This is a genomic window from Enterococcus durans NBRC 100479 = LMG 10746, assembly GCF_001544215.1.
Taxonomy (GTDB): Bacteria; Bacillota; Bacilli; order Lactobacillales; family Enterococcaceae; genus Enterococcus_B; species Enterococcus_B durans.
Genome location: NZ_BCQB01000035.1, coordinates 1 through 21,483 on the forward strand (window position 1 = coordinate 1; position 21,483 = coordinate 21,483).

19 protein-coding genes are annotated in these 21,483 nt (G+C 38.8%); 18 read left to right on the forward strand and 1 reads right to left on the reverse strand.

Features of this window, described 5'->3' with window-relative positions; all coding sequences use genetic code 11:
• Positions 1 to 416: 416 nt before the first annotated feature.
• The 13 genes from ED2_RS10095 (at position 417) to ED2_RS10155 (ending at position 10,416) form a co-directional block, all read left to right on the forward strand.
• Positions 417 to 1,253, forward strand: a complete 837-nt coding sequence (locus tag ED2_RS10095) for a transporter substrate-binding domain-containing protein (RefSeq protein WP_016177120.1) — start codon at positions 417 to 419, stop codon at positions 1,251 to 1,253.
• Positions 1,254 to 1,265: 12 nt separating this feature from the next.
• The gene (locus ED2_RS10100; RefSeq protein WP_016177121.1) at positions 1,266 to 1,955 is read left to right on the forward strand and encodes an amino acid ABC transporter permease; all 690 of its coding nucleotides are present in this window, start codon (positions 1,266 to 1,268) and stop codon (positions 1,953 to 1,955) included.
• 12 nt (positions 1,956 to 1,967) lie between these two features.
• Complete coding sequence (locus tag ED2_RS10105; RefSeq protein ID WP_005877805.1) at positions 1,968 to 2,702, forward strand: amino acid ABC transporter ATP-binding protein; 735 nt, start codon at positions 1,968 to 1,970, stop codon at positions 2,700 to 2,702.
• Between the two features lie 186 nt (positions 2,703 to 2,888).
• Positions 2,889 to 3,416, forward strand: a complete 528-nt coding sequence (locus tag ED2_RS10110; protein ID WP_005877806.1) for a YqeG family HAD IIIA-type phosphatase — start codon at positions 2,889 to 2,891, stop codon at positions 3,414 to 3,416.
• Positions 3,413 to 4,522: a ribosome biogenesis GTPase YqeH gene (yqeH, locus tag ED2_RS10115; RefSeq protein WP_060789782.1), complete on the forward strand. Its 1,110-nt coding sequence runs from the start codon at positions 3,413 to 3,415 to the stop codon at positions 4,520 to 4,522. The genes ED2_RS10110 and yqeH overlap by 4 nt, the downstream gene beginning before the upstream one ends.
• A 15-nt stretch (positions 4,523 to 4,537) precedes the next feature.
• Positions 4,538 to 4,849: a ribosome assembly RNA-binding protein YhbY gene (gene yhbY / locus ED2_RS10120; RefSeq protein ID WP_016177123.1), complete on the forward strand. Its 312-nt coding sequence runs from the start codon at positions 4,538 to 4,540 to the stop codon at positions 4,847 to 4,849.
• Between the two features lie 9 nt (positions 4,850 to 4,858).
• On the forward strand, positions 4,859 to 5,509 hold the full coding sequence (locus ED2_RS10125) for a nicotinate-nucleotide adenylyltransferase (protein WP_025479907.1): 651 nt from the start codon (positions 4,859 to 4,861) through the stop codon (positions 5,507 to 5,509).
• Positions 5,499 to 6,086 carry a bis(5'-nucleosyl)-tetraphosphatase (symmetrical) YqeK gene (gene yqeK, locus ED2_RS10130; protein WP_005877814.1) on the forward strand — a complete coding sequence of 196 codons (588 nt, stop codon included), beginning with the start codon at positions 5,499 to 5,501 and terminating at the stop codon, positions 6,084 to 6,086. The genes ED2_RS10125 and yqeK overlap by 11 nt, the downstream gene beginning before the upstream one ends.
• Positions 6,087 to 6,110: 24 nt before the next feature.
• On the forward strand, positions 6,111 to 6,467 hold the full coding sequence (gene rsfS, locus ED2_RS10135) for a ribosome silencing factor (protein WP_098049580.1): 357 nt from the start codon (positions 6,111 to 6,113) through the stop codon (positions 6,465 to 6,467).
• 1 nt (position 6,468) lies between these two features.
• Positions 6,469 to 7,209 carry a class I SAM-dependent DNA methyltransferase gene (locus ED2_RS10140; RefSeq protein WP_005877822.1) on the forward strand — a complete coding sequence of 247 codons (741 nt, stop codon included), beginning with the start codon at positions 6,469 to 6,471 and terminating at the stop codon, positions 7,207 to 7,209.
• Between the two features lie 170 nt (positions 7,210 to 7,379).
• A complete protein-coding gene (locus ED2_RS10145) occupies positions 7,380 to 8,534 on the forward strand; it encodes a nucleotidyltransferase (protein ID WP_005877836.1) in 1,155 nt (384 codons plus the stop codon).
• A gap of 120 nt (positions 8,535 to 8,654) precedes the next feature.
• Complete coding sequence (locus tag ED2_RS10150) at positions 8,655 to 9,374, forward strand: YebC/PmpR family DNA-binding transcriptional regulator (protein ID WP_060789783.1); 720 nt, start codon at positions 8,655 to 8,657, stop codon at positions 9,372 to 9,374.
• Positions 9,375 to 9,777: 403 nt separating this feature from the next.
• A complete protein-coding gene (locus tag ED2_RS10155) occupies positions 9,778 to 10,416 on the forward strand; it encodes a hypothetical protein (RefSeq protein WP_005877839.1) in 639 nt (212 codons plus the stop codon).
• An 86-nt stretch (positions 10,417 to 10,502) separates the two neighbouring features.
• On the opposite strand, the gene helD is transcribed toward ED2_RS10155, so the two are convergent.
• Positions 10,503 to 12,779: an RNA polymerase recycling motor HelD gene (helD, locus tag ED2_RS10160; protein ID WP_016177124.1), complete on the reverse strand. Its 2,277-nt coding sequence runs from the start codon at positions 12,777 to 12,779 to the stop codon at positions 10,503 to 10,505.
• A 200-nt stretch (positions 12,780 to 12,979) separates the two neighbouring features.
• Between helD and ED2_RS10165 the strand changes: the two genes are divergently transcribed.
• The 5 genes from ED2_RS10165 to ED2_RS10185 all read left to right on the forward strand — a co-directional run bounded on the left by ED2_RS10165 (position 12,980) and on the right by ED2_RS10185 (position 20,804).
• Complete coding sequence (locus ED2_RS10165; protein WP_016177125.1) at positions 12,980 to 14,764, forward strand: heavy metal translocating P-type ATPase; 1,785 nt, start codon at positions 12,980 to 12,982, stop codon at positions 14,762 to 14,764.
• Positions 14,765 to 14,887: 123 nt separating this feature from the next.
• Positions 14,888 to 15,067 carry a 2-hydroxymuconate tautomerase gene (thmT, locus tag ED2_RS10170; protein ID WP_002287649.1) on the forward strand — a complete coding sequence of 60 codons (180 nt, stop codon included), beginning with the start codon at positions 14,888 to 14,890 and terminating at the stop codon, positions 15,065 to 15,067.
• 325 nt (positions 15,068 to 15,392) lie between these two features.
• Positions 15,393 to 17,333, forward strand: coding sequence for a threonine--tRNA ligase (gene thrS / locus ED2_RS10175; protein WP_016177126.1), 1,941 nt, complete (start codon positions 15,393 to 15,395; stop codon positions 17,331 to 17,333).
• A gap of 184 nt (positions 17,334 to 17,517) precedes the next feature.
• Positions 17,518 to 18,366 carry a MurR/RpiR family transcriptional regulator gene (locus ED2_RS10180; RefSeq protein ID WP_005877856.1) on the forward strand — a complete coding sequence of 283 codons (849 nt, stop codon included), beginning with the start codon at positions 17,518 to 17,520 and terminating at the stop codon, positions 18,364 to 18,366.
• Between the two features lie 272 nt (positions 18,367 to 18,638).
• Positions 18,639 to 20,804, forward strand: coding sequence for a peptidoglycan D,D-transpeptidase FtsI family protein (locus tag ED2_RS10185; protein WP_016177127.1), 2,166 nt, complete (start codon positions 18,639 to 18,641; stop codon positions 20,802 to 20,804).
• The last annotated feature ends 679 nt before the right edge of the window (positions 20,805 to 21,483 follow it).

The window sequence follows — 21,483 nt, forward strand, 5'->3', positions numbered from 1 at the left end:
GTTGGGCAAATTAATTCTAAAGGATTTCAGGGTGTCTTTTCTATATTTTTTTATACAAAAAAGATGTTGGCGAAGTTCACCAACATCAAAAAGTATAGAGCCGAAAAAAGGCGATGCACATACTTTTTTGTTTCTGGTATTTTGCTAATGGATCAATGCTAAATATTTTTTGATTTAATTACTTGATCTAAAGATGTTTTCTCAACAGAAGAGAGGTAGGCTTCTTCGTAAATAAGTATACTATACTTTTTTTCATTTACATTCCTTTAATTATACTTAAATAAGTGTATATATTCATATTAAAAACCGTATTCTGCATTTTTATTTAATAAATATACAAAAAATGCTTTTTTTTTGAAATTTTCATGCTATAATAACTTCACTGAATAGAAAGTTTCGTATTAGGAGGAAATAAAATGAAAAAAATCAAAGGTATCATTGTTACAGCTTTAGCTTTATTTGCTTTAGGAGCATGTGGAAGTAGCGGGGGTTCTTCTTCTAGCTCTTCTGATAAATCAGACAATCAATTAGCAGCGATCAAAAAAAGCGGTGTCTTGAAAGTTGCGACATCTGCCGATTACGCACCATTTGAATTCCATACAATGGTGGATGGAAAAGATAAAATCGTTGGTTCTGATATCGATCTAGTCAATGAGATCGCTAAGGAATTAGGGGTCAAAGCTGAAGTTTCTGATATGAGTTTTAATACTGTACTTGCTTCATTGAAAGAAGGTAAATCGGATATTGCGATTTCTGCCATCTCTGCTACTGATGAAAGAAAAGAACAGTTTGACTTTACGGATAATTACTACAATCCACCACAAGTTGTTGTCATCAACAAAAAGAATAAAGATGCTTACACAAGTACTGATGCATTGAAAGACAAAAATGTGGGTGCCCAAAAAGGTTCTATCCAAGAAGATGTTGTAAAAACACAGATTGAGGGTTCTAAACTAGTAACGATTGATAAAGTGCCAAATATGGTAGTGGAAGTGAATCAAGGATCATTAGATGCGATGGTTGTAGAAAAAACGATTGCGGAATCATATATCGCTCAAAATCCTGATTTGACAATTGCTGATATTACGCTTAAACCATCTGCTGATGAAGCATTCGCGATTGCATTACCAAAAGGCAGCAGTGACTTGCAAAAAGAATTGAATACCATCATCAAAAAGTTGAACGATGAAGGAAAAGTCGATGAATTTATTAAAAAGAACAATGAACTAGCTGAAAAAACAGCTACAGAATAGAGGGTATAAAGCGTGAACTTTTCATTTTTAGATAAATATCTCCCGTACTTTGTTTCTGGTACGGGAATCACGATCATTATTTCGATTGTCACAGTTGTCCTAGGAACACTGATTGGTTTAGTCATGGCTTTGATGAAATTATCAAAAAACAAACCATTGAATTGGATAACTAATATTTACATTGAAGTATTACGGGGCACACCGATGCTTTTACAAATCATGATCGGTTTTCTGCTACTACAAGGTTTCTTTCCTTCAAAAAGTGTAGAACTAGGTGTGCTGACTGTAGATCTAGGAAGATTGCTTCCGGGGATGATCGTATTGTCTTTGAACTCTGGAGCATACGTTGCTGAAGTCATTCGTGGAGGCATCATGGCTATCAATTACGGACAGACAGAAGCATCTTATTCTTTAGGGCTACGTCCAGCACAGACGATGCGTTATGTGATTCTTCCACAGGCATTGAGGAACATCTTACCACCATTAGGGAATGAATTTATTACATTGATCAAGGATTCCTCTTTGCTAACTGCGATTGGGATCAATGAATTGATGGGCGCAGCACAGATCGTCATTTCAAACTCATATATCCCTTTAGAGCCTTATTTCGTAGCAGCGGGCATTTACTTCGTCATGACGTTCGTTACTTCTCGTTTATTGAATTTATGGGAGAAAAAACTTGGTAAAGGCTACCAGAGATAGGAGTAAAGCACGATGAGTAAAGCATTGATCAAAATCAGTCATTTAAATAAAAAATTTGGGGATAATGAGGTATTGAAGGACATATCTGCCGAAATCGTTCCAGGGGAAGTTGTCGTGATCTTAGGACCATCTGGCTCAGGGAAAAGTACATTGCTGAGATGTGTCAATCTATTAGAAGTACCAACTACAGGCAAGATCGAATTTGAAGGAGCAGATATCACCGATAAGAAAAACGATATTTTTAAGACTAGAGAAAAAATGGGTATGGTTTTTCAACAATTCAATCTTTTCCCTAATATGACAGTCTTGCAGAATATTACATTATCGCCAATAAAAGTAAAGAAACTCTCAAAAGAAGCAGCAGAAAAGATTGCCAAAGACTTATTGGGAAAAGTCGGGCTTTCTGATAAGGCTGATGCATACCCACAATCTTTATCAGGTGGGCAGCAACAAAGGATCGCCATTGCACGAGCTTTGGCCATGCAACCAGATGTGATGCTTTTTGATGAGCCGACTTCTGCGCTTGATCCTGAAATGGTTGGTGAAGTACTAGAAGTGATGCAACAACTAGCAAAAGAAGGCATGACTATGGTGATCGTTACTCATGAAATGGGCTTTGCTAAAGAAGTGGGTGACCGTGTCATTTTCATGGATGGCGGTGTCATAGTAGAAGAAGGTACACCAACTGAAGTATTTGAACATACAAGTAATCCTAGAACAGTGGACTTTTTATCCAAAGTCTTATAAAGCTAGAGAAATAGCTACGAATGGTCTTCTAGTCAAAGGGAGAGCAGTTCGTAGTTTTTTCTTTTAGGTACATTTATTCCAAAACAATTCAGGTATAGAGGTAGTTTTTTTTTAACATTTGCAGTATAATATAGTGTTGAGGAGTACGTTTCGTGCTCCTTCATTTTTTGCAGATGAGGAGACAACATGTTTTCAAATTATAAACCAACATGGATGGTGGATGCCATCTACAAAATTACCCCTGCACAATTAAAAAAACTGGGGATCAAAGCTGTTTTAACTGATTTGGATAATACATTGATTGCTTGGAATAATCCAGATGGCACAGAAGAATTGCTCGATTGGATTTTAGAGATGAGAAATGCTGGTATCCCAGTTGTTGTAGTTTCAAATAACAACTCGGATCGTGTTGCACGTGCTGTTGATAAGTTCGAACTGATGTATGTGGCAAGAGCCATGAAACCACTCGCGCTAGGAATCAACAATGCAAAGAAAAAACTAAATCTTTCAGATGATGAATTAGTGATGGTCGGCGACCAAATCATGACAGATGTCAGAGGGGCGAATCGAGCGGGAATCCGTAGTATTTTAGTGAAGCCCATCATCGATACGGATAGCTGGAAAACACGATTCAATCGTTTTTGGGAACGTAAAATCATGGCCTATTTATTAGCACACAATCCTGATATGGGCTGGCGAGGTGGAATTGAATGAACGAAGAACTACAATGTATCGGCTGTGGAGCGGTGATCCAAACCGAACATCCTAATGAGTTAGGGTATACACCAAAAGCGGTATTAGAAAAGGGCTTAGCATCTGGCGAGGTCTATTGTCAACGATGCTTTCGCTTGAGACATTATAATGAGATCCAAGATGTATCCTTAACAGATGATGATTTCTTACGATTATTGAATGAACTAGGACAAAAAGACGCATTGATCGTCAATGTAGTCGATATTTTTGATTTTAACGGATCATTGATTCCAGGGCTGCATCGCTTTGTGGGCAATAATCCAGTATTATTAGTTGGAAACAAAGTGGATATTTTACCAAAATCTTTGAAAAAACCAAAAATGATCCAATGGATGAAAGAACGAGCATTTGAAGCTGGCTTACGTCCTGTTGAGGTCCTATTGACTAGTGCCAAAAAAGCGAATGAAATGGAAATGTTGCTGGAAAAAATCGAAGAATACCGTGAAGGACGAGACGTCTATATCGTTGGTGTGACAAATGTTGGAAAATCAACGTTGATCAATCAGATCATCAAAAATACAGCAGGTGTCCAAGATGTCATCACGACTTCTCAGTTCCCCGGAACTACATTAGATAAGATCGAGATTCCTTTGGATGATGGACACTTTTTGGTTGATACTCCAGGAATCATCCATCGCCATCAAATGGCTCATTATTTAGGAAAAAAAGATCTAAGGATCATTGCGCCAACTAAGGAAATCAAACCTAAAGGCTACCAACTGAATGAAGGACAGACCCTTTTCTTAGGCGGATTAGCGAGATTTGATTTTATCAGCGGCGAACGTGGCTCTTTTATTGCTTATGTGTCGAATGATGTGAATCTACATCGAACAAAATTGGAAAAAGCGGATGAATTCTATGAAAAACACGTAGGTGGTTTATTGCAACCGCCTCGTCCTGATGAAGTAGCAGCGTTTCCAGAACTTGTCCGTTTTGAATTTTCTGTCAAAGAGAAAACGGACATCGTATTTGCTGGTTTAGGCTGGATCACTGTTATGCAACCTGCTGTCGTAGCGGGTTGGGCGCCTAAAGGGGTAAATGTAATGAAAAGAAAAGCATTGATTTAAGGAAGAAGGAACGATATGAGTCTAAGAGGAAAACAAAAACGTTTTTTACGTAGTAAAGCCCATCATTTACAACCAATCTTTCAAATAGGAAAAGGTGGAATCAATTCAGCAATGATGGTGCAGATTGCCGAAGCAGTTGAAAAAAGAGAGTTGATCAAAGTTTCCTTATTGCAAAATACGGATGAGATTGCTGAGGATGTGGCAAAAATTTTAGAAGAAGAAGTAAGATGTGAAGTTGTTCAGATCATCGGTCGGGTCCTTGTTTTATATAAACCTTCTTCCAAGGAAAAATATCAACGTATATCGAAAGAAGTTAGAGCAATTTAAGGAGTGACGATAATGAAATCGCAAGCGAAATCTTTTGTCCGTTCCCAAGTGTTTCCTCAAGCAATGCCACAAATTTTCGAGAAACGAAAGCAAGTAGGCATTCTTGGGGGAACGTTCAACCCTGTCCATCTTGCTCATTTAGTTATGGCGGATCAAGCAGGTAAAAATCTAGGTTTGGATGAAGTTTATTTGATGCCGTCTTATCAACCACCGCATGTGGATGAAAAAAAGACCATCGATGCTTCCCATCGCTTAAAGATGCTTGAACTTGCGATAGCTGATAATCCCTTTTTAAAAATAGAAACGATCGAATTGACTCGAAAAGGTAAGAGCTATACGTATGATACCATGAAGGCATTGACTCAAAACAATCCAGAAACGGATTATTATTTTATTATCGGTGGCGACATGGTAGAATACTTACCTAAATGGTATAAAATCGATGAATTAGTCACAATGGTAAACTTTGTCGGGATTCAGCGTACCGGTTATACGACTGAGACACCATATCCTGTCATCTGGGTAGATGTACCTGAAATCGATATTAGTTCAACGAAGATACGACAAAAGATCCAACAAGGTTGTTCTGTTCGTTATCTCGTTCCTGATAAAGTGATTGACTATATCCAGAAAGAAGGGTTATATCAAGATGAACTATAGTGAAGAATACACGGGTTATTCGAGAGAGATATTGATGCAAAAAATCCAGATGAGAATGAGTGAACGTCGGTTCAAACATGTCCTTGGTGTCGAAGAAATGGCAATCGCATTGGCAGAAAAATACGGCTGTTCTCCTGAAAAAGCGAGTATCGCTGCACTGACCCACGATTACGCAAAAGAACGTCCAGATGATGAATTCATATTAGTGATCAAAAGAGATGGTTATGATACAGCATTACTGGACTATGGCAATGCGATCTGGCACGGTGTTGTGGGAGCTTCTTTTGTCGAAAGAGAACTTGGTATTACAGACGAAGAAATCCTTCATGCCATACGTGTTCATACTACGGGGGCGGCAAAAATGTCTCTGTTGGATAAGATCATCTATGTGGCGGACTACATTGAACCTGGTCGTGTATTTCCTGGCGTAAAAGAAGCACGTGAACTTGCTTTGATCGATCTTGATGAAGCGGTAGCGTTTGAAACCAAGCATACATTGGCTCATCTCATTGAACAAGAACAACAAATTTATCCCAAAACAATTGAAACATATAATCGTTGGGTGGCTCAAAAATAACAGCTGCTCTATTAGGAGGAAATTATTATCAATAGCAAAGAACAATTACAAATCGCTGTCAAAGCAGCAGATTCAAAACGAGCAGAAGACATCATTGCCTTAGATGTTCGTGAAGTTTCTCTATTAGCAGATTATTTCATGATCTGCTCTGCAAATAGCGAACGTCAAATCAACGCCATTACAGAAGAAATCCTTGATAAGGAAGAAGAAAGTAATTACGAAGTAAGAAGAGTTGAAGGAAAAGAAGGCGGAAAATGGATCTTGATCGATCTTGGAGACGTCATTGTCCATGTTTTCCATGCACCTGAAAGAAGTTTTTATAATTTAGAAAAATTGTGGTCTGATGCACCATTAGTCGATCTAACTGATTGGTTAGATTAATATGGCTTATGAAACATTTGCTTTTGTTTATGACGAAGTAATGGATGAAACACTGTATCAGCAATGGCTAGATTTTTCGAAACGCCATTTACCCAAAGACACCCAAAATATTTTGGAGTTAGCTTGTGGAACAGGTGCTTTGGCTGTGGCATTTGCCAAAGATGGTTACCATGTGACTGGTTTGGACCTATCGGAAGAAATGCTGATGATCGCTAGTCAACGCGCATATGAAGAAGAAGCTTCTATCCAGTTTGTGGAAGGGAACATGCTTGATTTATCTGAGATGGGCCAGTATCAGGCTATTACTTGTTTTTCAGACTCTCTGTGCTATATGAAGAATGAACAGGAAGTGCAACAAGTGTTCGATGAAGTCTACCAAGCGTTAGAAGACGAAGGAAGATTTTTATTTGATGTCCATTCCATTTACCAAGTGGATACAGTTTTCCCAGAATATAGCTACCATTATCAAAATGATCGATTTGCTTTCTTATGGGATAGTTACCCAGGAAAAGAAAAACACAGTATCGAACATTTCTTGACATTTTTTGTAGAAGACCCACAAGGATCAGGTACATTCATTCGTGAGGATGAGTTGCACCAAGAGCAAACATATTCTTTAGATAATTACTTGAGAATGCTAGAAAACAGCGGTTTTTCTAAAGTAGAAGCATATGCTGATTTTACGGATGACCAACCATCTGAAGAGACAAAAAGACTATTTTTTGTTGCATATAAAGAATAGAAGTCATAGAAGAAGCCCCGAGCTTCACTAAATGAGTCGGACAATCAGAAAGACTTTATCGTTTTCTGATGGTTCGGCTTACTTTTCGATTTTTGTAGATTGGGAGTATACGGATACACAATGGTTTGATTTTAATCATTTGTAGTTATTTTAAGCAAGGTGGGTAAAAGATGAAAGCTTGCGGTATTATCGTAGAGTACAATCCATTCCATAATGGTCATCGCTATCATGCAGATATGGCGAGAAAACAGACAGGCGCTGATGTTGTTATCGCAGTCATGAGCGGTAATTTTTTACAGCGAGGAGAGCCAGCCATTTTAGATAAATGGGCGAGAGCGAATGCAGCTCTTGCCAATGGCATTGATCTAGTGATCGAACTCCCGATAGAATGGTCAGTTCAATCAGCAGATTACTTTGCCAGGGGGGCAGTTCGTTTATTACAGAAGATTGGCTGTGATTATTTATGCTTTGGTACAGAAGGAGAGCAATCGTTTGATTATCAAGCATTCGGATCATTTGTTCAGGAAAACCAAAAGAGAATAGATCAAGCATTCTTGCAATTAGTGGATCAAACCATGAGCTATCCACAAAAAATGACAGAAGTATTCAATCAACTCTACCCTGAAATGAATTTAGATTTTTCGTCACCCAATCATATTTTAGGCTTGAGTTATGCAAAAGAAAACGCCTGTTATGATCGACCCATGCAGTTAGTACCGATTGCTCGAAAGAATGCAGGATATCATGATCAAGAACTGCCAGAACAGCAAATTGCTAGTGCGACGGCCATTCGAAAAGCATTGAGCGAAAAAAGAGCAATCGATCATTATGTACCAACTGAAACAGCCAAAATTTTTCAGTCTGCCTCAATGCAGACGTGGGAAACCTATTGGCCACTACTCCGTTATCGATTATTGTCTTCAGAAACAGAAGAATTACAAACAATTTATCAAATGACAGAGGGAATCGAAGTGCGACTGATAAAAGCGGCGAAAGAAGCGACGACTTTTGCTGATTTTATTGATTTGGTCAAAACGAAGCGCTATACGTGGACGAGGTTGCAACGTTTAGCTTGTTATACACTGCTAAATATCAAAACGGAAGAAATAAAAAGGCAACAAGCACATCTGTATCTAAATATATTGGGTTCGACAAAAAAAGGACGAGTATTTTTGAAAGAAAAACGAACGCTCCCGCTGTTTGCAAAAATAGGCAAACAGGAAGCACAGGTTGCACATCTTTTAATACGGAGTGATCAAATTTACCAGTTGGCGCCAAGTGTTCAGGAACAAAATTTTGGTAGAAGACCCTATATCTATGAATAAAAAAATAGGAAATAGAAAAAATACTTCACAGAAATAGAAAACACAAGTATAATGGAACAGGACATTTTGTGTAACACACAATGATAAAAGAACGATTAAATTAGAAAGCGAAGTGAGAATATGGGACGTAAATGGGCAAACATCGTAGCGAAAAAAACAGCTAAAGATGCAAATAACAGCCGAGTTTATGCAAAATTTGGGATCGAAATCTATGTGGCAGCAAAATCAGGTGACCCTGACCCTCATGCCAATCAAAAACTACGTTTCGTCATTGAACGCGCTAAAACTTACAACGTACCTAAACATATCATCGATCGTGCAATTGAAAAAGCCAAAGGTGCAGGCGATGAAACATACTCTGAACTACGCTATGAAGGGTTTGGCCCAAGTGGTTCAATGGTCATTGTCGACACATTGACAAATAATGTGAACCGTACAGCAGCTGACGTACGTGCTGCTTTTGGTAAAAACGGCGGAAACATGGGTGTTTCAGGGGCAGTTTCCTACATGTTCGACAACACAGCGATCTTTGGATTTGCGGGTGAAGATGCGGATGAAATCCTTGAATACCTAATGGATAAAGACATTGATGTACGTGATGTGATGGAAGAAGATGGTCAAATCATCGTTTACGGTGAAGTAGCAGATTTCCATGGTATCCAAGAGGCCTTAAAAGAAAAAGGGATCTCTGATTTTTCAATTGCAGAAATCCAAATGATCCCCCAAAATGAAGTAACATTATCTCCAGAAGATCAAGAAACATTTGAAAAAATGATCGATGCGTTGGAAGATCTAGAAGATGTGCAACATGTCTTCCATAATGTAGCTTTAGAAGATTAAGCATCCAAAAGATCGAGACAAAAGTCGTTTTGGTTTGAGAAATTGGAGAGAAAAACGAACAATACGCTTTTTGTATTGCTCGTTTTTTTACATTTCCGAAAAACCTGACTTTTGGGCGCCGTTTATTCGAGCGACTGTACCAAAACTGATTTTTAGATTTGGGCCACATTCTTTTTTTTATGTAAAAGAGCAGATGTGACGTTTAAAAAAATGAAACACGTAAGTATAAAAGAGAAGTCTTAGATTTTTGCTCAAGGAGGAGCGAACATATAGCACAACGCAACTTTCTGTCGTAATTTCGTATGATTTATTTTCTATTCTTTTTAGTCCTGTGTTATTATTATGTTATAAGTATTATTTGAAAAAATGATACATAGTAATGTGGATGTAGGCGGGGAAGAGTATGGAAGCAAAAATTAGTTTAGAGCCTTTTGAACGTATTTTAAGCGGTTACCAGAAAATCGAAGAACTAGCTGTGAATGTAGCAGATTGTTCGAAATTGGCACAGAAATATGCACGTTATGGGGTAGAAGGCTACCGCTTAGGGAACTATGTCGGAACTGGGTATCTCAATCGTTATCTAGAGTGTATGGTGGATCGTGCACCCATGTTGATATACAAAAGAAATTATTTGATTCCTCTGCTTTTTCGACGTTCAGATTCTGCTTATCAATTATTTGAAGAGGATTATCGAATGGAAGCTTTTTTTCGGTTATTGGAATGGAGCCTTAAACATCAACCGGGGAAAATCTTGATCGAAAAAAATGAAAAGTATGATTTAAAAAAAGCAAAGGTGATTGATAGTGCCTATCTAGCTTTTAGAGTATCGGAGATTCTTGACAGTGGCGGTTACCCCCTCAGTAATTTTCAGACGCTTGAGCAATTCATCGAATGGAATCGAATTTATCGCTTGATTGATAATGGTGGAATCGGTCGTCATAGTAAGCTGTTTGATCCTGAATATCCTGAAAACATGGAAGAGTTGCGAATGATCATCTCTTTAGTTAAATTAAAATATCCGGACACCGAACTCGTGGTTTGATTTCTGTGCTCCTAAAAACCAAATAGAGGCGGTAACAGAAATATTTATTTTCAAAAGAATATTTCTGTTACCGCCATTTATTCTGCTTATAAGTTTATTTTAGTGTAAAGCGCAGAGGGCATCGTTTCGATCAGAGGGCTAGTTTCAGATGTCATCACGTTCAATTCATGCATTGCCCGGGTACACATCGTATAAAGGACTAACTTGTCTTGGCTTGAGAAAAAGTTTTCTTGATCGATATTCCAGAGATATACACGATCGAATTCTAATCCTTTCGCTAAGAAAGCAGGCAATAAAACGATTTGTCGTTTCATGAAGTCTGTTTCATTTGAGATCAATTGGATCTTTTCTTTTAGGACACTCGGTAGTTGCTCATAGAGCTGTTCACATTCAGCTTGCGTTTTTCCAATGATCGCTGTGCGCCAATAACGTGTTTTTTCCTGTGCTTGCTCAAGTGAGTCAGACAGCCAATTTAAGCGAGCCTCTAAGGAAGTGCCTTCCACAATGACTGGGAGCTCTCCTTTGCGAGCAGTTGTTTCCACATGGTCTTCTTTTGACAAAAAGTGATTAGCAAAATCAGTGATTTCTTTTGTTGAACGGTAACTCGTCGTTAATTGAAAATGAGTGACTTCCTGCTCTTTGAATAATTGGTCAAGTGAACCCGTAATCGTTTCATTCCCAAAAACATTTTGATTCAAATCACCACAAAATGTCAAATTCGCTTTCGGATAAACCGCCTGTAAAAGAGCTACCTGTGCAGGAGCGAAATCTTGCATTTCATCAATGAAGATATAGCGTGCTTTTTGTGTGGCGGAGACAGGATACACTTTGCGCATCAACAAGAAGAATAAGACAGCATCTTCTTGCTGCAAGTAACGTTGACGCAGATTTTCTTTTAGTCGCATTGCATGTTCTTGCCACATTTGCGGACTGATGTGATTCTTTGCCAAAACTATTTCTGGAATTGTTTGGATAAAATGCAGGTATTGTTTCGTAATATTGACGAATTGATAATTCATGATTCCGCGATAGATACGCCGGAATCGTTTTTTGACGATTTGATTTGCTAGTTTTTTACGTAAAGAGCGTTCTTTTTGCTCGGTGTATTCTAGATTAGGATCAGTCGCATACAACTCTTGTAATTGTTCTTCTGCCAGATCTTTGACCCATTGTTGACGGGTTTCGTCTTTTTGTAATCCACCCAATTTTTTTAATAATTTTGTTTGTAAGAGCGAAATACGTTGATGTAATGGCAACAGTTCATTGGTTTCTTGGTACCAGGTGCGGATCGATTCTTTTGACAAAATAGTACGTCCATTGATTTTCATGTCACGAAACAGGGGACCGTAATTTGTGATCGTTTCGATATACGCATCAATATGATCAATCAACGTCAAACTGCTTTTTAACGTTTTGACTAGATCTTTGTCACCAGATAAAAAGCCAGCTTCCTGCTGGTCTTCTTCCAGCAACGTGAATTCTGGAACGAGTTGTTCCAAATAGCTTTTGAATGTTTGCGTAGGAGCGCCGCTTTCACCTAAAGAAGGCAAGACGGTCGAGATATAATCTGAAAAAAGATGGTTTGGTGAAAACAATAGCACATTTTCAGCTTCAAGCCATTTTCGATTATGGTAAAGTAAAAAAGCAATGCGCTGTAGCAAAGCAGATGTTTTCCCGCTACCGGCGATACCTTCGATTAACATGACTTTGCTCTGTGTATCACGAATGATGGCATTTTGTGCTTTTTGGATGGTGGAAACGATATTTTTCATATGTGCGCTTGATGCATCATCTAAAATCTCTAGTAAGAAATCATCATTGATCACTTCAGATGTATCGACCATCGAAACGATTTTCCCATCTACGATCTTGAATTGGCGTTTCAATAATAAATCAACATTGATCTTTTCAGTATCGGTTTCATAAAAGGCAGGACCGATTTCTCCTTCATAATAAAGGTTTGCGATAGGCGCACGCCAATCGATCACGATCGTTTCTTCTGCGAGGTCTCGTAATGAAGCAATCCCTAAATAAAGTGTTTCAGCTTCACTTTCTTCTTTAAAGTCAATACGAGCAAAAAAAGGGTTTTCTTTCATTACCGCTAGGGTTTGCAGACGTTTTTGCTGTGCTTCGAGTGTATGGTATTTTAAAAGTAGTTCTTGCTCGTGTTGGCGGTATTCAACAGCTGACTCATAAAAAGATTCATTTGAACCGGCACGGATCTTATGGGTAGCAGTCTCTTTCGTGGAATCATTCATTTCCTGTGTGAGCGTTTGTTGTTTATTGTCCAGCAGCTTTTGTTCAAGTTGGATCAAGTGAGTCGTTTCATCCACATGCTGTTGTTCTAGTTGTCTTTCATTCATTTCTTTATGTGCTCCTTCCGCCGTAAATAACGAATTAAAAGTATAGCACAAAAGCTGAAAAAAAGGTACCTTTGTCCACTGATTAGCAGAAGTTGTTTTTGATAATAGGGGATGAGAGTGATAGTTATTTTCATTTAAGAGTAAATAATTCACAAAGTTATGAGGAATCGGTATTCTATACTCTATAGAGGAGTGAGAACATGGCACATTTTAAGAAATTTTTATTAACTGTTTCTATAGGTATTATTGCGCTGATCAGTGAATTTATTTTTAAACAACCGCAGATTGCCTACCTTATCATTGCAGTCACTGGAGGCTTTTTAGCATTTTTTATGTTTCTTGAAATGATAAAGACCCTACGTTCTGGCAAATACGGTGTCGATATCTTAGCAATTACAGCAATTGTCGCCACATTGATCGTAAGGGAATATTGGGCAAGTCTGATGATCTTAGTCATGCTGACTGGTGGAGATAGCTTGGAAGACTATGCCAATAAAAAGGCAAGTAAAGAACTACAATCTTTATTAGATCGTACTCCTCGCACGGCACATAAACTGGAGGATGGAAAACTAAAAGAAATTGCTGTTGATTCGATCGAAATCAATGACATTATCGTAGTCAAGCCAGGAGAAATCGTTCCGGCAGACGGAAGAGTAGTAAAAGGAGAATCTCAATTTGACGAATCATCACTGACTGGTGAGGCGAAACCAATCACTAAAGTCGTCGGCGATGAATTGATGTCCGGATCAGTCAATGGGAATGACTCGATTCAGATGCAGATCGAAAAAAGAGCAGCTGACAGTCAGTATCAACTGATCATAAAATTAGTGGAAGAATCAAAAGAAAAGCCGGCTCACTTTGTTCGATTGGCAGACCGCTATGCAGTTCCGTTTACACTGATAGCCTATTTGATTGGTGGGATATCATGGTGGTTAAGCAAAGATCCGTTGCGTTTTGCAGAGGTGTTAGTGGTAGCCTCCCCTTGTCCATTGATCTTAGCAGCACCAATTGCGCTAGTCGCAGGAATGAGCCGTTCTAGTAAAAATGGGATCGTTGTGAAGACCGGGACGACTATTGAAAAGTTAGCACGTACCAAAACAGTTGCTTTTGATAAAACGGGGACGATCACAAAAGGCTTCCTTGAAGTCGCTGAGATCCACCCAGAGCCAGCCATTACAGAAGATGATTTGTTGATCTATGCTGCAAGTGCCGAGCAGGAATCAGGGCATATTTTGGCGCGCTCCTTACTAAAAAATGTGTCTCACGATCAATTATTAGCTGTAAGTGATTTGAAGGAAATCACAGGCCAAGGGATACAGGCGCTTGTAGCCGATCATCAAGTGAAAATCGGGAGAGCTTCATTTGTTGGCACCAATGAAATTCAGACAACGAAAACAGCGATCTATGTTGCTATTGACGGACAATTTGCAGGCACGATCCTTTTTTCAGATACCCTTCGTCCAGAAGCAAAAGAAACGATTCAAGAATTAAAGAAACTTGGTATTTCCGATCTCATGATGATCACAGGAGATGGGCAGGCAATCGCTGAATCAATCGCAGCAGAAGTAGGTCTGACTTCTATCCATGCACGTTGTTTGCCACAAGACAAGCTGAAGATCTTGGAACAAATCCCTGAAAAAGATCGGCCCGTTACGATGGTGGGAGATGGCGTCAATGATGCACCTGCTCTAGCCATCGCAGATGTTGGGATAGCAATGGGTGCTCATGGATCGACAGCTGCTAGTGAAAGTGCTGATGCAGTCATATTGAAAGATGATCTAACGAAAGTCACGACAGCAGTAATGATTTCGAAAAGAACGATGCAAGTTGCCAAGCAATCGGTATTGATTGGTATCTTTATCTGTGTCTTTTTGATGCTCGTTGCAAGTATGGGTGTGATCCCAGCTTTATTTGGTGCAGTACTCCAAGAAGTGGTCGATACGGTATCGATCCTCAGTGCATTAAGAGCGAGAAGTGACAGATGAAGTGATAGATAAAGTATAGAAAATTCTTTTCACTTCCTTTGTTTTGCGGTATTATCAAGTGGTAGAAAATCTGTTTGAAACAAATGATACAGTTTCAAGACCAATCATAAGGGAGACGATACAATGCCATTCGTACACGTAGAATTAGTAGAAGGACGTAGTCCAGAACAACTTGAAAATATGATGAAAGATATCACGGAAGCAGTCCACAAAAATACGCAAGCGCCAAAAGAGCACATCCATGTCATCATCAATGAAATGAAAAAAGGAACATATGGCGTAAATGGTGAATGGAAAAAATAAGTCATGTACTTACTTGATTTTTCTTTTTATTAGTGGTTAAATAAACACATAGTTGATTGATGAGAAAGCCAACTGAATTTGAGAGTCTTCGATAAGAGAGGAAAAGCTAGGCTGAAACTTTTCCAGAAGAAAACCAAAGGATGACCACTTTCGAAACCTTTGTCGAAACAAAGGCGGTCGTACCGTTATAACGCTTAAGGAACGTATTGACGTTCGAAATTAGGTGGAACCACGAATCTTTCGTCCTAGTATCTTGTTTATGAGATGCTAGGACTTTTTTGTTGGAGTTCTCGATCAATCAAAAATCTAAGGGAGGCTATTTATTATGATAAAGATCACTTTTCCAGATGGCGCAGTCAAAGAATTTGAGGCTGGCAGTACTACTGCTGAAATCGCCGAAAGTATTTCAAAAAGTTTAGCTAAAAAAGCTTTAGCTGGTAAAGTCAACGGACAGTTGGTTGACTTGAATCGCGGGATTGAAGAAGACGCAACAATCGAGATCGTTACACCAGACCACGAAGATGCACTATCTTTAGTCCGTCACTCTGCAGCACATTTGATGGCTCAAGCAATGCGCCGACTATATCCAAATATTCATTTTGGTGTAGGACCTGCAATCGATTCAGGCTTTTATTACGACACAGACAACGGAGAAAACCAAATCAGTGTAGAAGATCTTCCAGCAATCGAAGCTGAAATGATGAAGATCGTGAAAGAAAATCTGCCTATCGAACGACGTGTCCTTTCAAAACAAGAAGCGTTAGATATTTTTGCAAGTGACCCATACAAAGTTGAATTGATCAGTGAATTACCAGAAGATGAAGTAATCACTGCATACCAACAAGGTGAATTCATCGACCTATGCCGTGGACCACATGTTCCTTCAACTGGACGTATCCAAGTATTCAAATTACTATCAGTAGCTGGTGCATATTGGCGCGGAAATTCAAATAATCACATGATGCAACGTGTGTATGGAACAGCATTCTTTGATAAAAAAGAACTAAAAGAATTCATCCGCCTTCGTGAAGAAGCAAAAGAAAGAGATCACCGTAAACTAGGAAAAGAATTAGATTTATTCATGGTTTCGCCAGAAGTAGGATCAGGTTTACCTTTCTGGTTGCCAAAAGGCGCAACGATCCGCCGTACGATCGAACGTTATATCGTTGATAAAGAAGTCAGCTTAGGCTATCAACACGTCTACACACCGATCATGGGGGATGTAGAACTGTATAAGACATCTGGACACTGGGATCATTACCAAGAAGATATGTTCCCACCAATGGATATGGGTGACGGTGAAATGCTCGTTCTTCGCCCGATGAATTGCCCTCACCACATGATGGTCTACAAAAACGCGATCCATTCCTATCGTGAATTACCAATTCGTATCGCTGAACTTGGAATGATGCACCGTTATGAAAAATCAGGTGCTTTGTCAGGCTTGCAACGTGTCCGTGAAATGACATTGAATGATGGGCATACATTTGTAAGACCAGATCAAATCAAAGACGAATTCAAACGTACGCTTGAATTGATGGTTGCTGTTTATGCAGACTTCAACATCACAGACTACCGCTTCCGTTTGAGTTACCGTGACCCAAATAATACACACAAATATTTTGATGATGATGCAATGTGGGAAAAAGCACAAGTAATGCTTAAAGCCGCAATGGACGAATTAGAACTTGATTATTTTGAAGCAGAAGGAGAAGCTGCTTTCTACGGACCAAAACTAGACGTTCAAGTCAAAACAGCACTAGGTACAGAAGAAACATTATCAACGATCCAATTAGATTTCTTGTTGCCTGAACGTTTTGAATTGACTTACGTAGGAGAAGATGGTGAAAATACCCATCGTCCAGTGGTTATCCACCGAGGAATCGTTTCAACGATGGAACGTTTTGTTGCTTATTTAACAGAAGTATACAAAGGAGCTTTCCCAACTTGGTTGGCACCGATCCAAGCAACGATCATTCCTGTTTCAGTTGATGCACACAGCGACTATGCTTATGAAATCAAAGAACGCCTTCAAATGAAAGGCTTGCGAGTAGAAGTAGACGACCGTAATGAAAAAATGGGTTATAAGATTCGTGCTTCTCAAACACAAAAAGTCCCTTACCAATTGGTTGTAGGAGATAAAGAAGTAGAGGATGCAACAGTAAATATCCGTAAATACGGTAGTAAAAAAACATCCGTAGAAGATCTGAACATCTTTGTAGATGCAATTGTTGCGGAAGTACAAAACTATAGTCGTGAAGGCTAATCAAATAGTAGACACAAAAAACAGCAGAGAAGACGATTTGTCTTACTCTGCTGTTTTTTTCCACTAGCGACCACAAGGAATATTTAGACAAAAACTAAAGAAATTTTATACATTGCTGTGCCGCTCAAAAGGCTTAGATATGGTATACTTACATAGACTGTAAGATGAAAAGGATGTGAGATCTATGGGCGTTATTAGCCATATCAAAAGCATGATGGAAGAGTATTCCTCTGCAGAAAAAAAACTTGCAGATTATATTATCAACAATGTAGAAAAAATTCCAACGATGACGGCCAATGAACTAGCTGAATCAGCTGGATTAAGTGCGCCAACAGTCGTTCGATTTTCTAAAAAAATCGGCTATCAAAGCTTGACTGATTTTAAAATAAATATTTCGACAGAACTCCAAACAGGTATCGACGAAGGCTTTAGCGACATCCAACCGAATGAATCCTTTTATTCGATCAAAAATAAATTAGGAAATAATGCGCAAGTGGCGATCAGAGAGACGGTTGACGTCTTGAAAGAAGAAAAGATCCAAGAGGTCGTTCAAAGTTTGGAAGGTGCAGAAACAGTTTTTTTATATGGTGTAGGAGCTTCTTCTCTTGTGGTGGAAGACATCGTGCAGAAATGGTCACGGGTCGGAAAACCGATCATCTTTGAAAAAGACATCCATGTGCTACTCCCACAGTTGGTAAGTAATGAAACGAAAAAAGTGCTGTGGCTGATATCCAATTCTGGCAACACTGCAGACGTGGTTGCAGTAGGGGAGATCGCTAAAGATCTGGGTATTCCAGTAATTGCTTTAACACAATTTGGAACCAACCATTTAAGTAGGATCGCAGATGTCGTCATCCAAACCTCCAGACCAAAAGAAATCACTAACCGAAGTGCAGCAACGAATTCCTTGTTAGCTCAATTCGTGACAATCGATATTATTTTTTATTTGTATATGGCAAAAAATGAACAGTTGAGCGAAAAAGTGGGGAAAACAAGACAAGCAATCAAAGGCTATTTTGAGTCGAAACTATGATTGTGCGAAAATAATAGAAAAACAGTTAGTTTTCCACAGTAAAAATAGCGCCTGTTGTGTTTCACGGAAATCAGAACGAAAATTATTAAAAAAGCTCTGTTTTTTAACGATTTGAATTATTTGTATTTGTGACGCAATTTAGTTTTGTGAAACAAAAGGAGATTTTTATCTTGAATTTCGTTAAAGAATTTTTTTAGCATAACTTTTTTTCTTTTTTAATTTCAGAAATTTAGGTACAATGAATCGTGAATGTAAGTAGGTAAAAGATAGGAATGATGAAAGATTTTATGAAAAAATTTATGAACAATTCTTGGATGGATAAAATAAAAAAAGGGGCACAGGAACCAAAAAACAAGCCATTTCGCCGTTCCCACGTGCCTTTTCGCTTAAATTTTCTTTTTTTCATTATATTTACATTGTTCGTAGCGCTGGTTGCTCGACTGGGGTATCTGCAAATCGTCAATGGGGAAGAGATGGAAGCAAAAGTCAAATCTTCATCTACCTTGACGATCCAAACAAGTTCTCCTCGAGGAATGATCTATGATTCAACTGGAAAGGCGTTAGTGACAAATCAAGCAAACCAAGCGATTACTTTTACAAGAGGGACAAAAGTCACGTCAAAAGATTTGCTGGAGGTAGCAACGAAACTCAATCAATTGATCGATGTTCCAGCGGATGAGAATTTGACCGAACGGGATAAAAAAGATTTCTGGTTGGCTGATCCTAAACATTTGAAAGAAGCAACGGAACGACTTTCCGCTAAAGAAAAGCAGTTGGAAACTAGTGAGCAATACAGTGCAACTGTAGACAAGGTCACAAAAGATGAAATCCAATTCAATGAAGAAGAATTAAAAATTGCAACGATTTTTAAACGCATGAATAGTGCCTACGAATTGAATACAGTATTTATCAAAAATTCTGGGGTGACTGACCAAGAACTTGCAGTCGTAGCGGAACACGCTTCAGAGTTACCAGGCGTTTCAACTGGAACGGACTGGACACGTCAATACAATGCAGCAGACTCATTAAAAAGTATTTTAGGTAGTGTGACTACAGAAAAACAAGGACTGCCAGCGGATGAAGCGGATAAATATCTAGCCAAAGGATACTCTCGTAATGATCGAGTTGGTCAAAGTTACCTTGAAAAACAATATGAAGATGTCTTACAAGGTACAAAAACACAATACGAAGTAACTTTAGACAGTGATGGAAATGTCACAAATAAAAAAGAAATCTTTGCTGGCGAAAAAGGGTCTAATTTGATGTTGTCCATCAATTCAGAATTCCAATCAAAAGTGGAGGACATCTTAAAAAATAATTATCAGACATTAGTCAATAATGGAAAAGCAAAATATTCACCGGGTGCTTACGCAGTTGCGATGAATCCTCAAACTGGGGAAGTATTGGCAATGACAGGATTCAGTCATAAAGAAGGGTCGAATGAACTGACAGAAAATGCTTTGGGTACGATCACAAGTGCATTTACACCGGGTTCTGTTGTCAAAGCAGGAACTTTGACCGCTGGTTGGCAAACAGCGGCGATTGCCGGCAATCAAGTGTTGGTGGATGAACCAATCAAACTGCAAGGTTCTGCTGAGAAAAGTTCGGTCTTCAACCGCAGTGGACAAATACCTATCAATGCGGTAAAGGCGCTTGAATTATCGTCAAATACGTACATGATCAAAGTCGCATTAAAAATGCTTGGCTTGGAATATACACCTAACATGGGCTTACCTTCTCTTGATGAGGAAGCAAAAGCCTATGAGGAATTACGTAAAGCATTTAAAGAATTTGGCTTGGGCACAACAACAGGTATCGATTTGCCAAATGAATCTGCCGGTATCTCCCGTTCAGTCGATTTTATGAAGAAATTCAATTCTGACAACGGCGCACAATGGTATTCACCGGGTAACTTCACCGATCTTGCGTTCGGTCAGTTTGATACGTACACACCGATCCAATTAGCACAGTATGCGTCTACGGTGGCAAATGGTGGAAAAAGAATCGAACCTCGTCTAGTGAAAGCTATCTATGGCAATGATGCAGATGGCAATCTAGGAGAAGTAAAAAAAGAAATCGAAACAAAAGTAGCGAATAATGTAGACATCACTGCGGAAGAAATGTCCATTCTTCGTGAAGGATTCCATCAAGTCGTTCATGGAACGGATGGGTATACGACAGCTAAACCTCTGGCTAACGCAAAAATGGATTTATCTGCCAAAACTGGTACAGCTGAAACAGTGGCAGAAGGGCATCCTGATATCACAACAGTTAACAGTAATATCGTAGCCTATGGTCCAACCGATAATCCTGAGATAGCTATCAGTGTAGTTTTACCAAATCTATTGGATGAAAAAGACCATATGAATTTGACGATTGCTCAAGAAATCATGGATACTTACTATGATATGTTTATGGCTAATAAACAAAATCCTTGATTTTTAACCTTCAATCTGTAGTTATTCAACTACAACAAACCTCTTATATATTGGTTTATCTAAGATCAAAAGGGTCAAAATATGAAATGGAATAAATCAAACGTCATTTCATCAGTTGCCATTTGGGATGGAACAAAACGCTTCTTCCTAAATGGCAACATTACTATAAAAAAAACGATTTTATGACAGTATGCAACATATTTCTGTAGGATGTTTACAAGATTTTGTAAGCTATCATGAAATATGATATGCCTTTCTTGATGAATATCTTGGATAAAATCGTGAAACGAATTTGGGCCACAGCTCGCTTTCTCGCAGACTCAAATGAATTGATCCTAGCGTTTTGATCGAGCTGATTGGTCCATTTTTTTATTGATCCAAAAAAATAATCGACCGAGGAATAACTTGCATTTGATCTAAGAGCGTGGGACAAAAGTAAGAAACACTTTTGTCTCATTCTTCAAAAACGAATAAACGGAGGGAGCAGAAGCAACTTCTTCTTGAATAAGCCGAAATCCACAAAAATCTGAAAAGCAATTTTCGTTAATTTCTTCTTATTTCTCGGAGTTAAACACTTCTGTCCCAGCCTCAAGGAAAGATGCTATTCATTACCTGAGATTTCGTGAGTGAAAAGCGGAGAAACTGATGGTTGTTCCTCTGATTTTATTTGAGGGCAATA